Annotated in this window: 14 protein-coding genes; 8 read left to right on the forward strand and 6 right to left on the reverse strand. The window is 63.1% G+C overall.

The genetic code is table 11. The features are described 5' to 3' along the window. Positions 1 to 73: 73 nt before the first annotated feature. From preA to DLM46_RS34095, 6 genes are all read left to right on the forward strand, one after another. Positions 74 to 1,423 (forward strand): NAD-dependent dihydropyrimidine dehydrogenase subunit PreA, encoded by a 1,350-nt coding sequence (gene preA, locus DLM46_RS34070; RefSeq protein WP_115108426.1) that lies wholly within the window; start codon positions 74 to 76, stop codon positions 1,421 to 1,423. A gap of 114 nt (positions 1,424 to 1,537) precedes the next feature. Next, entirely contained in the window at positions 1,538 to 3,049 is a 1,512-nt protein-coding gene (locus DLM46_RS34075) for an NCS1 family nucleobase:cation symporter-1 (RefSeq protein ID WP_115108428.1), read from the forward strand. A 116-nt stretch (positions 3,050 to 3,165) separates the two neighbouring features. Beyond that, positions 3,166 to 4,617, forward strand: a complete 1,452-nt coding sequence (gene hydA / locus DLM46_RS34080) for a dihydropyrimidinase (RefSeq protein WP_115108431.1) — start codon at positions 3,166 to 3,168, stop codon at positions 4,615 to 4,617. A gap of 345 nt (positions 4,618 to 4,962) precedes the next feature. Continuing rightward, positions 4,963 to 5,745: an amino acid ABC transporter substrate-binding protein gene (locus DLM46_RS34085; protein WP_115108433.1), complete on the forward strand. Its 783-nt coding sequence runs from the start codon at positions 4,963 to 4,965 to the stop codon at positions 5,743 to 5,745. 22 nt (positions 5,746 to 5,767) lie between these two features. Then, positions 5,768 to 6,445, forward strand: a complete 678-nt coding sequence (locus DLM46_RS34090; RefSeq protein WP_115108436.1) for an amino acid ABC transporter permease — start codon at positions 5,768 to 5,770, stop codon at positions 6,443 to 6,445. Then, the gene (locus tag DLM46_RS34095) at positions 6,445 to 7,212 is read left to right on the forward strand and encodes an amino acid ABC transporter ATP-binding protein (RefSeq protein WP_115108438.1); all 768 of its coding nucleotides are present in this window, start codon (positions 6,445 to 6,447) and stop codon (positions 7,210 to 7,212) included. The genes DLM46_RS34090 and DLM46_RS34095 overlap by 1 nt, the downstream gene beginning before the upstream one ends. 139 nt (positions 7,213 to 7,351) lie before the next feature. Here DLM46_RS34095 and leuA read toward each other — a convergent pair whose 3' ends face one another. From leuA to DLM46_RS34110, 3 genes are all read right to left on the reverse strand, one after another. After that, positions 7,352 to 9,070 carry a 2-isopropylmalate synthase gene (gene leuA / locus DLM46_RS34100; protein ID WP_115108457.1) on the reverse strand — a complete coding sequence of 573 codons (1,719 nt, stop codon included), beginning with the start codon at positions 9,068 to 9,070 and terminating at the stop codon, positions 7,352 to 7,354. 321 nt (positions 9,071 to 9,391) lie between these two features. Further along, positions 9,392 to 10,279 (reverse strand): class I SAM-dependent methyltransferase, encoded by an 888-nt coding sequence (locus DLM46_RS34105; protein WP_425274039.1) that lies wholly within the window; start codon positions 10,277 to 10,279, stop codon positions 9,392 to 9,394. 53 nt (positions 10,280 to 10,332) lie between these two features. Then, the gene (locus DLM46_RS34110) at positions 10,333 to 10,665 is read right to left on the reverse strand and encodes a cadmium resistance transporter (protein WP_115108440.1); all 333 of its coding nucleotides are present in this window, start codon (positions 10,663 to 10,665) and stop codon (positions 10,333 to 10,335) included. An 80-nt stretch (positions 10,666 to 10,745) separates the two neighbouring features. On the opposite strand from DLM46_RS34110, the gene DLM46_RS34115 reads away from it, so the two are divergent. Next, positions 10,746 to 11,318, forward strand: a complete 573-nt coding sequence (locus DLM46_RS34115; RefSeq protein ID WP_115108443.1) for a hypothetical protein — start codon at positions 10,746 to 10,748, stop codon at positions 11,316 to 11,318. Positions 11,319 to 11,467: 149 nt separating this feature from the next. On the opposite strand, the gene DLM46_RS34120 is transcribed toward DLM46_RS34115, so the two are convergent. Both DLM46_RS34120 and DLM46_RS34125 read right to left on the reverse strand, forming a co-directional pair. Continuing rightward, positions 11,468 to 13,339, reverse strand: a complete 1,872-nt coding sequence (locus DLM46_RS34120) for a glycosyl transferase family 1 (RefSeq protein WP_115108445.1) — start codon at positions 13,337 to 13,339, stop codon at positions 11,468 to 11,470. A 154-nt stretch (positions 13,340 to 13,493) separates the two neighbouring features. Next, positions 13,494 to 14,513 carry a DUF3443 domain-containing protein gene (locus DLM46_RS34125; RefSeq protein ID WP_244306472.1) on the reverse strand — a complete coding sequence of 340 codons (1,020 nt, stop codon included), beginning with the start codon at positions 14,511 to 14,513 and terminating at the stop codon, positions 13,494 to 13,496. On the opposite strand from DLM46_RS34125, the gene DLM46_RS40695 reads away from it, so the two are divergent. Then, positions 14,512 to 14,754, forward strand: a complete 243-nt coding sequence (locus tag DLM46_RS40695) for a hypothetical protein (protein WP_244306473.1) — start codon at positions 14,512 to 14,514, stop codon at positions 14,752 to 14,754. The genes DLM46_RS34125 and DLM46_RS40695 overlap by 2 nt on opposite strands. A gap of 64 nt (positions 14,755 to 14,818) precedes the next feature. Here the strand turns inward: DLM46_RS40695 and DLM46_RS34130 are convergent, their stop codons facing one another. Then, the gene (locus DLM46_RS34130; protein WP_115108450.1) at positions 14,819 to 15,286 is read right to left on the reverse strand and encodes a DUF2844 domain-containing protein; all 468 of its coding nucleotides are present in this window, start codon (positions 15,284 to 15,286) and stop codon (positions 14,819 to 14,821) included. Between the last annotated feature and the right edge of the window lie 299 nt (positions 15,287 to 15,585).

Genomic DNA, 15,585 nt, shown 5'->3' on the forward strand with positions numbered 1-15,585 from the left:
GTTGGTTCAAGAAAGGGCCAACCAGCTCGCCGCCGAACCCAGACTAAAAACAGCAGTCCCCAAGGAGCCGAACATGGCCGATCTGCGCTGTACGATTGCCGGCATTACGTCGCCGAACCCTTTCTGGCTCGCTTCCGCGCCGCCGACCGACAAAGCCTATAACGTGAACCGCGCGTTCGAAGCGGGCTGGGGCGGCGTGGTGTGGAAAACGCTGGGTCTCGATCCGCATGTGGTGAACGTCAGCTCGCGCTACGGCGCGGTGCAATGGAACGGTCAGCGCATAGCCGGGCTGAACAACATCGAACTGATCACCGACCGTCCGCTCGACATCAACCTGCGTGAAATCACGCAAGTCAAACGCGACTGGCCGGATCGGGCACTGATCGTCTCGCTGATGGTGCCGTGCAACGAGCGCGACTGGAAATGGATCCTGCCGCTCGTCGAAGACACCGGCGCGGATGCCGTCGAGCTGAATTTCGGCTGCCCGCACGGCATGAGCGAACGCGGCATGGGCGCGGCGGTCGGGCAGGTGCCCGAGTATGTCGAGATGGTCACACGCTGGGTCAAGGAAGGCACGAAGCTGCCGTGCCTCGTGAAGCTCACGCCGAATATCAGCGACATTCGCCTCGGTTCGCGTGCGGCCTATAAAGGCGGCGCGGACGGCGTGTCGCTGATCAACACGATCAATTCGATCGTCGCCGTCGACCTCGACGCGATGTCACCCTTGCCGATGGTCGACGGCAAAGGCACGCACGGCGGCTACTGCGGCCCGGCGGTGAAGCCGATCGCGCTGAACATGGTCGCCGAAATCGCGCGCGACGTGGAAACGCCGAATCTGCCGATCTCCGGCATCGGCGGTATTTCGAGCTGGCGCGATGCCGCGGAATTCATGGTGCTCGGCGCAGGTAGCGTCCAGGTCTGCACGGCGGCGATGCACTACGGTTTCCGGATCGTTGCCGATCTCGCCGACGGCCTGTCGAACTGGATGGACGAAAAAGGCTACGTGACGCTCGACGACATTCGCGGCCGCGCGGTGCCGAACGTCACCGACTGGAAGTATCTGAACCTCAAATACGACATCAAGGCGCGCATCGATCAGGACAAGTGCATCCAGTGCGGCCTGTGCCACATCGCCTGCGAAGACACTGCGCACCAGGCCATCATGAAAGAAAAAGATGGCGTCCGGCATTTTGAAGTGATGGACTCCGAATGTGTCGGCTGCAATCTGTGCATGCACGTGTGCCCCGTCGAAGCATGCATCACGATGGAGCGCGTGGACAACGGCGAGTATGCGAACTGGACCACGCATCCGAACAATCCGTCGCGCGTGAGCACCGGCGAGAGCGGCACGTCGGAAATCGCGGAAACGGCGGACGCTGCCGTGCAGGCACATGCCGACGCGGCAGCCGCGAAAGCAGCCTGAAACAGGAAGTCCCGACAAGAATGATGCGGTTGTACTGAACCCTTGTTTCCCCCAAAAGGCCTGACGCACCACCAGAAGATGCGCGGGCCTCAACGATCCAGTGGAGATCTTTCGATGAAGCAGACAGCGCAACCCGCCGACCCGCACTTTGCGGCCGGCGCGCACAGCAGCAGTCTTTACAACGACGACCTTGCGCCGACCGGTGTCGCGCAGCGCACGTGGAAGTGGTATCACTTCGCCGCGCTCTGGGTGGGGATGGTGATGAACATCGCGTCGTACATGCTCGCCGCCGGTTTGACGGAAGAGGGCATGTCGCCGTGGCAGGCCGTGCTGACCGTGTTGCTCGGCAATCTGATCGTGCTGGTGCCGATGCTGCTGATCGGCCATGCGGGCGCGAAGCACGGCATTCCGTATGCGGTGCTGGTGCGTTCGTCGTTCGGCACGCAAGGCGCCAAACTGCCGGCCATGCTGCGGGCGATCGTCGCGTGCGGCTGGTATGGCATTCAGACGTGGCTCGGCGGCAGCGCGATCTATACGCTGCTGAACATTCTCACCGGCAACGCGCTGCACGGCGCGGCGCTGCCGTTTCTCGACATCTCGCTCGCGCAGCTCGCGTGCTTTCTCGTCTTCTGGGCGTTGCAGATCTACTTCATCGTGCACGGCACCGATTCGATCCGCTGGCTCGAAAGCTGGTCCGCGCCGATCAAGATCGTGATGTGTATCGCGCTGGTGTGGTGGGCGACCTCGAAAGCGGGTGGCCTTGGCTCGATGCTGTCGGCGCCGTCGCAGTTCGTCGCCGGCGGCAAAAAGGAAGGGCTCTTCTGGGCGACGTTCTGGCCGGGGCTCACGGCGATGGTCGGCTTCTGGGCCACGCTTGCGCTGAATATTCCGGACTTCACGCGCTTTGCCAGATCGCAGCGCGACCAGGTCGTCGGCCAGTCGATCGGCTTGCCGGTGCCGATGGCGCTGCTCTCGGTGATTTCCGTGGTGGTGACCTCGGCCACCGTCGTGATCTACGGCAAGGCGATCTGGGACCCGATCGATCTGACGAGCCGCATGACCGGCATCGGCGTCGGCCTCGCGCTGCTCATCCTGACGCTCGATACGATGTCCTGCAATCTCGCGGCAAACCTGGTCGGCCCTGCCTACGATTTCTCGAGCCTGTGGCCGAAGGGTATTTCGTATCGCACGGGCGGCATGATGACCGCCACGATCGCCATCGTGATGATGCCGTGGAAGATTCTCGCTACCACGCAAGGCTATATCTTCACGTGGCTGGTCGGCTACTCGGCGTTGCTCGGGCCGGTGGCGGGCATTCTGATGGTCGACTACTTCCTGATTCGCGGCACCCGGCTCGATGCGCGCGAACTGTTCGACGAAAACGGCGAGTACAGCTACACGGGCGGCTGGAATATCGGCGCGGTGGTCGCGTTGCTGGTCGGCGTTCTGCCGAATCTGCCGGGCTTCCTGCATACCGCATTTCCGGCAGCGTTTCCGAATGTGCCGGCGTTCTTCAATACGCTTTATACGTATGCGTGGTTTGTCGGGCTCGCGTTGGCTTCGATCGTATATAGCGCGTGGATGAAGTTCAGCAAGGGACCGAGTGCGCGAGTGGCGAGCGCGTGAGCCAGCTGATGAAGCAGGCTTGTGACGCCGGCCTATGAAGCCGGCTCATGATGCAGGCTCATGAAGCAGATGAACTACGTAACACCGAAACCAGCAGTTGATAAGGAGGCGGCAACATGACAACCCTGATTCGCGGCGGCACGATCATCGACGCGGAGCGCACCTATCGTGCGGACGTGTTGTGTGCGGACCCGCAAGACGGCGGCACGATCCTGCAGATCGGCGTGGATCTGGAGGCGCCGGCGGGCGCCACGATCGTCGATGCAGGCGGGCAGTACGTGATGCCCGGCGGCATCGATCCGCACACGCATATGGAATTGCCGTTCATGGGCACCACGGCCAGCGACGATTTCTATACCGGCACGGCGGCGGGCTTATCCGGCGGCACGACCAGCATCATCGATTTCGTGATTCCGAGCCCGAAGCAACCGTTGATGGACGCCTTCAAGGAATGGCGCGGCTGGGCCGAAAAAGCCTCGGCGGATTACGGCTTTCATGTCGCGGTGACGTGGTGGGACGACTCGGTCTATCGCGACATGGGCACGCTGGTTCACGAACACGGCGTGTCGAGCTTCAAGCACTTCATGGCCTACAAGAACGCGATCATGGCCGACGACGAAGTGCTGGTGAACAGCTTCTCGCGTTCGCTCGAGCTCGGCGCGCTGCCCACCGTTCATGCGGAAAACGGCGAACTGGTGTTCCAGTTGCAGCGTCAGTTGCTGGCGAAAGGCTTTAAAGGTCCGGAGGCGCATCCGTTGTCCCGGCCGCCGGAAGTGGAAGGCGAGGCGGCCAATCGTGCGATCCGTATCGCGCAGGTGCTGGGCGTGCCGGTGTATATCGTCCACGTATCGGCCAAAGACGCGGTCGATGCGATCGCGCGAGCCCGCAGCGAAGGCCTGCGCGTATTCGGCGAAGTGCTGCCGGGCCACCTGGTGATCGACGAAGCGGTGTATCGCGATCCCGACTGGACCCGGGCGGCGGCGCACGTGATGAGCCCGCCGTTCCGTTCCGCCGAGCATCGCGAGGCATTGTGGCGCGGCCTGCAAGCGGGACAGCTGCATACCACGGCGACCGACCACTGCGTGTTCTGCGCGTCGCAGAAGGCCATGGGCCGCGGGGACTTTACGAAGATCCCGAACGGTTGTGGCGGCGTCGAAGACCGGATGGCGGTGCTCTGGCATCACGGCGTGAACTCCGGGCGTCTCACGCCGAACGAATTCGTGCGCATCACGTCGACCAACGCCGCGCAGATCTTCAATCTATATCCACGTAAAGGCGCGGTACAGGTCGGCGCGGATGCCGATCTGGTGGTGTGGGATCCGGCGGCGAGCAAAACCATTTCGGTGAGCACGCATCACCAGCAGGTCGACTTCAATGTGTTCGAAGGGATGACGGTGCAGGGCGTGGCGATGCATACGCTGACGCGCGGCGCGCTGGCATGGACCGATGGCGAGTTGCGGGCGGTGCGCGGCGCGGGGCGTTATCTGAAGCGGCCGCCTAATCCGGCTTACTTCGATGCGATCCGGGTGGCCAAAAAGCTCAAGGAGCCGCATCCGGTGGAACGGTAAGCGGTTTGCAATCAAGCGGGCGGCCTTTGGCGTCGCCCGGTTTTCAACGCCGCGCGTTCGCCGCGGCGGCACGCCTCTCGCGTTTTCCCCGATGGCGCCCGGCACGTGTCCGTGTTGCGATGCATGCCGCACCTGTCTCATCTGCTGTAAAGTCGATTTCCATGCCGCATCAGATGCCTTGGCTGTCCGCTTAGCACGCAAGCGCATATTGATCGGAAACCTGATCCTTTGTAAAAACACGGACCGTTTGCTACAGTCCGCCCACTGCGCCGGGCTCGATGGCCGGCGGAAAGTGCTGTACACAAGACCAAACAACCGACATAGCAAACTTTACGGAGCCACCAGATGAAGTCGATTCGTTCCATTCTGCTGATTGCGCTGCTGCAAGCGGTGAGCGTGAGCTCTGCATTCGCCGCCGACGAACTCGCGCAGATCAAATCCGCCGGCGTGTTCAAGATCGGCACCGAGGGCACCTATGCGCCGTTCACGTTTCACGACGCCTCCGGCAAGCTGACCGGCTTCGACGTGGAGATCGGCACGGCGATCGCGCAGCGTCTTGGCGTCAAGCCGCAGTTCGTCGAAGGCAAGTGGGACGGCCTGATCGCCGGTCTCGACGTGAACCGCTACGACGCGGTGATCAACGAAGTCGCGGTGACCGATGCGCGCAAGGCCAAATACGATTTTTCGGACCCGTACATCACGTCGCACGCGGCACTGATCGTGCGCTCGGACAACAACACGATCAAGACCTTCGACGACCTGAAGGGCAAGAAGTCGGCCAATACGCTGACCAGCAACTTCGGCAAGATCGCGGCGGCGCATGGTGCGGAAGTGATCCCCGTGCAGGGCTTTAACGAATCGATCGATCTGCTGACCTCGGGCCGGGTGGATGCGACCGTCAACGATTCGCTGTCGTTCCTCGACTTCAAGACGCACAAGCCGGACGCGAAGGTGAAGATCGCCGCGCTCGATACTTCCTCCGACGGCAGCGACAAGTCCGCCGTGCTCATCCGCAAGGGCAATCCGGAGCTGCAGGCGGCGATCAACAAGGCGCTCGCCGATATCAGGAAAGACGGCACCTACGAGAAGATCTCGCAGAAGTACTTCGGCAAAGACGTTTCCCAATAAGCGTCACGTGCGAGTGTGAACCATGCCGGCCTGGTTGCATCTGATGGCGCAGTCGCTGTGGCCCCTGCTGTACGCGGGGCTCGTGTTTACCGTGCCGCTCACGCTGGCATCGTTCGCGATCGGACTTGCGCTCGCGTTCATCATTGCGCTGGTGCGGCTGTTCGGCGCGCCGTGGGCGGTGGCGATCGTGCGCTTCTACGTGTGGCTGTTTCGCGGCTCGCCGCTGCTGGTACAGCTGTTCGTGATCTTCTACGGACTGCCCAACGTAGGCATCGTGCTCGATCCGTTGACGGCGGCGATCATCGGTTTTTCGCTGAACGTCGGCGCGTACAACTCCGAAGTGATTCGCGGCGTGATCGAATCGATTCCGAAAGGGCAGTGGGAGGCGGCGTATTCGATGGGGATGACGCGTGCGCAGGCGCTGCGCCGCGCAATCCTGCCGCAAGCGGCGCGGGTTGCGCTGCCGCCGTTGTCGAATTCGTTCATTGCGCTGGTGAAGGACACCTCGTTGGCCGCCGTGCTGACCGTGCCCGAAGTCTTTCAGGCCGCGCAGCGGATCGCGTCGGTGACCTATGAACCGCTGATTCTCTATACCGAGGCGGCGCTGGTTTATCTGGTGTTCAGTTCGGTGTTGTCGTCGGCGCAAGTCAGGCTCGAGCGCAAGTTCGGCCGTCACGCACTTTTCCAGGCAGGCAACTGATGATCCGGCTGGAGAAAATCGACAAGTATTTCAGCGGCCACCGGGTGCTCAATTCGGTGGATTTGCATCTGGCGCAGGGCAACGTCACCGCGTTGATCGGTCCATCGGGCAGTGGCAAGAGCACGCTGCTGCGCTGCGTGAATCTGCTGGAAATTCCCGAGGCCGGTACGCTCGAGCTCGGCGATCAGCGGCTCGAATTCAGCCGCGAGCACAAACCGTCACGCGAGACGGTGCTGACGATTCGCCGCCGCACCGGCATGGTGTTTCAGAACTTCCAGCTATTTCCGCATCTGACCGTGCGGCAGAACGTGATGGAAGGCCTGTTGACCGTGCTGAAGTGGGACAGGGAAAAAGCCGTTGCACGGGCGGACGAATTGCTGGAGAAGGTCGGCATCGCGCACAAGGCGGACGTGTGGCCCACGACGCTGTCCGGTGGACAGCAGCAACGCGTGGCGATTGCGCGGGCGTTGGCGCCGTCGCCGGAAGTGCTGTTGTGCGACGAGCCGACCTCGGCTCTGGACCCCGGCCTCGCGGCGGAAGTGGTGGAGGTCCTCAAGCAACTCGCCAAAGAAGGCATGACGATGCTGATGGCGACACACGACCTGCGGCTCGCCGCGACGATTGCGCGCGACGTGGTGTTCCTGAATAACGGCGTCGTGGTGGAGGCGGGAGCCTCGCGCGATGTCTTCATGCGTCCGCGTGACGAGGAAACGGCGCGCTTCGTGTCGACGCTCACGCACAGCTTGCCGGACGAGTGGACCCAATAGAGTAAGCGCGATCCTGGAGAGACGATCGCCCGGCAAGCCTGCGAGCGTGCCGGGCGATCTGCTTTTGATTGCCTCGCGAGTCGGCTCGCGCGCGCGCCGCCACTTGCTTGTGCACGCGAGCCGCCCGCGCGTGGCGGTTTTAAACTTCAGCCTGAGCCATTTCCCCATTCAAAGCCGCTTCAAAAAACCGCTCCCGCGCAGCAGCATCACACCGTGTGTACGCACGGTTGACTCCACTCATGACAGCCCGAATCGAAGCGGTCACCAGATTCGCATCGACCCCAACCCCAAACGCGCTACCCGCGACATCGGCACCCGCCATCTCGGCAACGGCAATAGCCCGAGCATCGGCGCCCTGACCCAAAGCCCGCTCTTCATAGTGCTGAATCCGAACAGGCACACCCATCGCGTGCATCAACGCATCGAGAGGACCGTTCCCTTCACCGCTCAAGACACGCCGCGAGCCATTGATCTCGACCGTAAGCTTGATTTGCTCACGATCGCCGCGCTCGGACAGACTGTGCGCGACATACCGCACGGGCGAATCGTTCCGAACATACTCCTGCTGGAACAACGCCCAGATCTGCGAAGGCGTGACTTCCTGCCCACTGTCGTCGGTATAGCGTTGCACGGCGGAGCTGAAATCGACCTGCAGGCGGCGCGGCAATACGACGCCATAACCCTGCTCGAGCAGATACGCAATACCGCCCTTGCCGGACTGGCTGTTCACCCGGATGACCGAATCGTAGGTCCGCCCAAGATCGCTCGGATCGATCGGCAGATAAGGCACTTCCCAGATCGTATCGGGTTGTTGAGCAGCAAAGCCCTTCTTGATAGCGTCCTGATGCGAGCCGGAGAACGCGGTGAACACCAGATCGCCGACATACGGATGACGCGGATGCACCGGCAACTGCGTGCATTCCTCGGCGGTACGCGCGACTTCGTTGATGTTCGAAAAGTCGAGGCCGGGATCGACACCCTGTGTGTACAGATTCAGCGCGAGCGTCACCAGGTCGACGTTGCCGGTTCGCTCGCCGTTGCCGAACAGGCATCCTTCGATACGATCGGCGCCGGCCATTACCGCGAGCTCGGCGGCGGCCACCGCGGTGCCGCGGTCGTTATGCGGATGGACGGACACGATCAGCGAATCCCGTCGCGCGAGATTGCGGTGCATCCATTCGATCTGATCCGCGTAGACATTCGGCGTCGACATTTCCACGGTCGCGGGCAAGTTGACGATCGCTTTGTGCTCGGGCGTCGGCTGCCAGATATCGAATACCGCATCGCACACTTCCTTCGCGAATTCGAGCTCGGTGCCGCTGAACACTTCCGGGCTGTATTGGAACGTGAAGTGCGTTTCAGGCGCGGCATCGGCGAGACGCTTCATCGTGCGTGCGGCATCTTGCGCAAGCGCCTTCACGCCGCTCTTTTCCAGGCCGAACACGATGCGCCGGAACTCAGGCGCAGTCGCGTTGTACAGATGAACGATGGCGCGCGGCACGCCACGCAGCGATTCGAAAGTGCGTTCGATCAGATCGTCGCGCGCCTGCGTCAAGACTTCGATGGTGACGTCGTCGGGAATATGGCCGCCCTCGATCAGCTCACGCACGAAATTGAAGTCGGTCTGCGAGGCCGACGGAAACGCGACTTCGATTTCCTTGAAACCGATCTGTACCAGCGTCTTGAACATGCGCATTTTGCGCTCGGCGTTCATCGGCTCGAACAGGGACTGGTTGCCGTCGCGCAGGTCGGTGCTCATCCAGATCGGCGGGCGCGTGATGGTGCGCGACGGCCACTGGCGGTCCGTCAAATTGACGGGTTTGAACGATCGGTATTTGGCAGCAGGGTTTTTCAACATTTTCGTCATCCTGGGTTTCGACAAGCTGGTAGTCGACCGGACGACGAATAAAGACAAAAGCATAGCCGCCGGTCGGGAACCGGGGCTGGGTCAGTTACTGGGGAATCGAGCGGTGCTTCGGGTGTATCAGATGGAAGCGCGCAGCAGCAGACCTAGCCCGGTAGAGCGGGCTAGTAGTAGCGATAGGAGGGTCTGGGCGCGGTACATAGTGCGCAATAGGACCACATTATTGGGATTGCGTCAAGCGCGGAGCCTGGCATGACCACCTGCAAGGCGCGCCGCAATAGGACCGCGTGCCCGCGCGCTGAGCCCGATCGCCCGTTACTTCGGTTTCACGAATCTCAAGGTCATGCGATCCGATTCGCCGATCGCCGCATATTTCGCCCGATCGACGTCGCCGCCCTTGTACGTGGGCGGCAGCGACCACACGCCGTCCGGGTAATTTTTGGTGTCGCGCGGATTGCTGTTCACTTCGCTCTTGCCGAGCAATTCGAAGCCCGCCGCGCGCGCATGTTCGATCACGTAGGTTTCGGTCACGTAGCCGGTGTCGATGGTCTGCTGCAACGAGGTGCCCGGCGCCGCGCGATGCTCTTCGACGCCGAGGATGCCGCCCGGCTTCAGCGCTGCGTAGAAGGCGCGCAGATTCGCGTCGATCTGGCCGTCCTTGATCCAGTTGTGGATATTGCGGAACGTCAGCACCCGATCGACGCTGCCATCCGCCGGAAACCCGCTGAATTGGCCCGCGCGCAGCGTGCCGACCACCACGTTGCCGTAGACGGCGGGCGTGGCTGCCAGCTTGCGCGCGAATGCCGCCCGTCCTGCCTGTTCTTCCTGCGCCGCCGACGCGAGCGGGCTGTCGTATTGCGCTTCGTATAGCTTGCCGTGGTCGCGCAGATAGGGCGCGAGGATGTCCGTGTACCAGCCGCCGCCCGGCGCGATTTCGAGCACGCTCTGCGACGGCGCGACCCCGAAGAATTGCAGCGTTTCCTTCGGATGACGGTACACGTCGCGTGCGCGGGCGGCGTTGCTGCGCTGCGGCCCGGCAATGATGGCGTCGAGCGAAACAGGATCTGGCGCGGCTGAAGACGTCGACGCTGTCGGTGCGGCACATGCTGCCAGCAGCAGCGCGGCGCTCAATGCCGTGAGCGTGCGCAGCGTGCGACGCCGCATGCGGACTCTGGGAGTGGAGTGGGCGTTCATGATCCACATTATCGGACGCGTCCAACACGGAAAGAAATCTGGAATCGCTATAACGATATGCTTCAGATGTCGAAGACCATTCGCGGTGTATCGTTCTGCGCGATCACCGAGACGCCGATTACCAGCAGGATCAGCGGCAGTAGCGCGGTGCCGTAGCGCCGGATCGGCGCGCCCAGCAACGGATGCTCGACCAGCCACAACGCAGCTGCGCACCACAGGCCGATCATTACGACGAACACCAACGAAATCAGCGCACCATCGCGGGGCGAATGGCTCGCGGACATCGGCACATAGATGGCGAGGTTGTCCGAGCCGTTGGCGACCGCCACGCACGCCACGGTCCACCACGACGAGCCTTTGCTCGATGCTGTGCCGTGCCGTGCAGTGCAGTGCAGTGCAGTGCCGGTGCCGGTGCCGGTGCCGGTCGGTGAGCCCGTAAGCTACAATTGCCGACGGCCTGAAAAACGGAACATCAATGAAGATTCGGATTCTCTCTATCGCCTGCGTCGCGACCGCTGCCGCGCTGCTGGCCGCCTGCACGGCCGTCTACAAGAACTCGGATGCGTGCGAGCAGTTGATGCGAAGCAAGCTGGCCGAAACGTCGTCGGATACGCTGAAGATCGCCCATACGGGCGCCGGCATCGACGGCTCGCGGGTGGTCGTCGAAGGGGCGATCGAGCATGTGATGACGCCTTCGGAAGTCGCGGCAGCCTCGGCAGCGTCCGCGGCTGCGGCAGCGTCCGCGGCTTCCGCCGCGAAGGTGGCGCATGCGCCTCGCGCGGCGTCGGGCGCGCTAGCGGCTTCTGCGGCGGCTGCTGTTTCCGGGGCTTCAGGTGTTGCGGGAGCATCGGCGAGCGTGGCCGCGCCGGCCGTTTCCGCCTCCGGGGCCGAAGCGGCCTCGTTCAAACACGCCAAGCCGAAGAAGGTCGTCACGGCGGCGGCGGCCGAGTGCACGTTTCACGGTTCGGCGCTGAGCGTATTCAGCTGGCTGGCGCCGGCTTCGCTGGCTGCGCCGCCTGATGAAGGCGCCAGCGAAGCCGCGGAGTAGTGCTTCCCGCCGCTCTCAATGCTTCTCCTGGTGTTCCGCGCAGTGCTCAGCTCATTGCGCAGTTCAGTGCTCAATTCAGTGCCCGGCGAGCACAGGCTCAGTTCAGTGCTCAGCGAGCACAGCCGGCTCTGACTAGTTCCGGATAAACCTCAAGCCGCCGCCTCGACACGGCGGCTTTTGTTTTCGCGCACCAGTTTCAGCACGTTTTCGCCGAACGCTTGCGGCTGTCCTTCGAAGCAGCGCTCCACGGCTCGCGTATCGATCAGGCGCTGGCGCAACGCGCTGCGTTCCTCATGCTCGTCGATCATCCGCACGGCCGCGGCAATGTAAGCCTCGACGCTGCCAGCGGTGGTCCACGACGGCATGCCCACGCGCTCGAATAGCGCGCCGTCGATCTGCTCGAACACTTCCCGCCCGCGCTTGCAGACACCGGGCAAGCCAAGCGTGAGCGCGTCGACGATACCGTTGGTATTGCCGAATGGAAACGGGCTGAGGAACAGGTCGGACTGGTTGACGCGCGCCAGATAGGCTGCGTAATCGTGAAAACCGTGCACGACGGCGCTCGGCAGCGCGCGTTCGATAATGTCGCGGATCCGGTCGAACGGCAGACCGGAGGGCACGCCGGTCATGAAGTGAAACTCGACGGACGTCGCGGCGCGCGTGCCGATCTCGCGGCAAGCATCGAGAAAGCCGGGGGTGAGCTTCATCGCACTGGCGGTCACGATCACCTGGAGCGTGTCGCGCCGCGCCGGCATCCGCGCGACGATATCGGGCAGCGCAAGCGATGCCCGGTAGGGCTGGCCGTCCTTCGGCAGTTTCATCAGGCGTTCGCTGAAGCAGGCGGGATCGCCGACATAGTCTTCCTCGACGCTGATGTAATCGATCTTGTCGGAGTGCGTGGTGGCGGGGTGGCCGAGCCCCGCGATCTGCAGCGGCGCGACGCGCAGGTTCGACATGAACACCGTCAGCACGAACATGCCGACGCTGGGCATATACAGCACGTCCGGCTGCTCGCCCTCGGCATAGTCGCGAATCGTTTTCAGACATTCGCCGACATAGTCGGGTTGTTCGAGCTCGATGAAGCGGTCGAAGACCGCCCGCCCGGCGTCGTCGAGCGCGTAACCGAAGCCGAATCCCACCACCTCGAAATGCTCGCGCGCCGCCTCGAGCGTGCGCGAGTGCGTGCGATAGATCGAGTGTGCGCCGCTGAACCACTCCAGCACGACGACCATCAGCGGCTTCTTGCCGCGCCGCGCGCGCTCCCCGGCAGGCGTCGGCTTCGGCTCGGGCAGGTCGGTCAGGCCCAGTTGCGTCAGCTTGCGGCGCACCAGCACATTAATGTCCCGCTTGATCGCATGCCGCTGCGGCGTGTCGGCGTAGCTGCAGAACATGTATGCGTTGTGCAGCAAGGCGGTTGGCAGGGCGTCGAGGTCGTCGATTTGTTGCAGCTTGCCCGGCAGCCATTCCAGCAGTGCTTCGCGCTTGCCGTGCGCGCTCGCCGAACCCTTGAAGACCGGCGCCAGCAAGACGAGGGCAAGGCAGGCGGCCATGGTTTTGTCGTACGCCCAGAGCGCGGCGAAGTCGAGTTCCAGTTCGGATTCGGTCGAATAGAGCACGCACAGCTTCTCGATGAAGCTGTCTCCGGGCAGAAACTGTGTGTCCGCCTGACCACGGGGATTCAGATGGCAGGCAACATGGTCGGCGTTGCCGAACGCTGTGGCGGAGAACAGCAGGCCCATCCATTCATGCAGCGTGAGAAGCAAGCTGACGCACTCGGTAGAAGGCTGGAAATCCGGGGCGGCGAACAACGTGGAAACCGCGCTCGCGAGACGCGTGCAGAAGCGCTTGCGTTGTTCGCGGGGAGGCAGGTCGATCATGCCTGAAGCGCTGAAGCTGCCGTCCAGCTCGCCGCGCTTACTCTGAAGAAGCGCCAGCCCGGCGATGAGCTGGGCCGAGGCCTGTGCATACTGTTGCGTATAGACGAGTTGCTCGAAGCGGTCGAGCGCAAAGGTGAATTCCATCGTTTGAATATGTTTAGATCTGCATGGCTAACTAAATCGGGAGGAAGTTAGCTCGGAATCGCCGATTATCACCGCCGCTATGTATCAAATTTGGCAGCGCATCGAATTTGAGAATTTTCTGCGCCGGCGTTTCCGCATGCCCATCGTCCTGAGTTCAGAACGCGTAAAAAGGACCCGGCCCGGCCGAGGTGACGCGCGCCTCGATCGCCGTGTAGACGCGCCGTCCGAAAAAGAACGGCAGGCCCCAGCCGAAGCTGTTGCTGGCAATGCCGGCCAGATCGTTGAACGCGTCATTCGACGAAGCGAACAGCGCGCGCGAATCGCCGACCGCAAACGACACCGTGCTCGACGCGCCATCGGTGCCCATCATCGCGGCGCTCGCGGTTTGCGTCGAAGCCGGGCAGTACCAGTAGCCGCATTGGGGAAACTGGGTGCTGGCGAAAAACAGCCCGTTCGAGCCGCTGTCGACATAGCTTTGCGAATAAGTCTGGCCGGCGCTGGCGGTGCGCACATAGCCCGTCTGCGAATTCGCCTTGACGACGGTTGCGCCGTCGAGCGTGTTGTTCGCCTGGGTGCCGATGCCGAAGATCATCGAGCCCGATACGCTAGGCGCGCCGCTATCGGCGATCGCCGGCAGGTCGATGATGACGCCGTTGTTGTCCAGCGCGAAGCGGCTGACCGGATTGACGACTTGCTGCGCAAGGGCTTGCGTGCTGGCGATACAGGCGCCGCCGGCGTCGCAGCGGTAGTACCAGCGCGGCAGCGCCGTATCGACGCAGCCGTTGCCGCAATCGGCCGCGAACAGGCCGACCCCGAGAATGCCGTTGGCGCGCAGGCTGTTCACGGTCAGCATCGCCGGTCCTGAGCCTGCGCAGTCCGTCGGCACGCTCGGCAGCGCGGAGTCGGCGATCAGCTGGATCGGGATCGAGGCGGCCAGCTGACCCGCCATGCGGATATCCGCACTGCGCACCGAGCCCCATGCGTAACCGCCGCCGAACACAGCGCACTCGCCGGTGATGCCGCTGCCCGACGCGACAGCGGCGAGCTGCACGCTGGCCGGCAGCGCCGACGCGAGGATCCGCAAGCCGTGCGAGCCGGTATCGACCTGAACGTTGTCGATCGTCGCGCAATTGCCGGTGCCGGGCTGGCAGACGGTGACGCTGGTCGTCAGCATGTTGCGCGTCAGGCCCGGCGCGGCGCTGACGGTGATCGGCTGGACATTGGGTGTGGTCGACTGCGGCACGGAGGCGGATGTTCCGGATCCTGGCGAGGCAGGTGCGGCGGCAGCCGGCGCGCTCGCGGCGCTGGCCGGGCTGGTCGGGTTAGCCGCGCTCGAGGCGGCCGGGGTGCTGCCGCCGCTACCGCCGCCGCAACCCGCTAGTGCGGCGCAGATCAGGGGCAAGGCGTGGAGATGAACAGAGGTCTTCATGGCTTCCTCGTGACGTCTTTTTTATTGTGTTTCTGTGTCGAGTTCGCTGGTCAGCGGAAGTCGTCGGGCGTGACGCCGGCCGGCAGGGCTGCCGGCAGCCACGCGCGTCCGACATAGCCGCGCATCGGCCCGCCGGATTCAACGATCACGTCCGGACGGACCACCCGCGAGGTGTGCAGGTTGCCGCCCGCCGTCAAGGCGGCGCCCGCCCGGTAGGAGTCGGCGTACTTCGCCAGTAGCGAGCGCAGATCGGGCATGGTCGGGCCCTGCCAGGTGTAAGCGACGATCTGGCCGGTGCTCGACGCGTATTCGGTGACCGTGGTATTGCCCATATCGGTCAGCGTGCGCATGCGCAGCGCGCCGTTCAGCAGGGTTTGCGGCGCGCTCGATGCAGCCGCTGGATCGGCCTGGCCGGGCATCGTGCCGCCCAGTTCGGCGCGCGCATCGGCGCTGCCGAGCAGCAGAACCAGCAGCAGCGCTGGGGTGGCGACGGTGGGTCGGAAAGAAGGATTTGGCATGGCTTTGTGTTCCGCTGGTGGTCCGCGGATTTTTATTGGGGTGGCCAATTCAAGATAACACTGAGGACTCTTGACCTTTGTAGGACGGGACAAGCACCGCTTTCCGTAATCTCAAAATTGATGCACCGATAGGATGGGAAAGTCCTTTTTAAAACAATGATCTGGCGAATGTGTAGGGGATGTAGTGGTCTAATTTCCTCGGACAGGTCGATAGGAGGACAATCCGGAATCGACGAGGAAAAACAATAGATGACAAGAAGGCGCCGACAATTTGACGCCAGCTTCAAGCTGGAAGTGGT

It is taken from the genome of Paraburkholderia lacunae (assembly GCF_003353175.1).
Classification (GTDB): domain Bacteria; phylum Pseudomonadota; class Gammaproteobacteria; order Burkholderiales; family Burkholderiaceae; genus Paraburkholderia; species Paraburkholderia lacunae.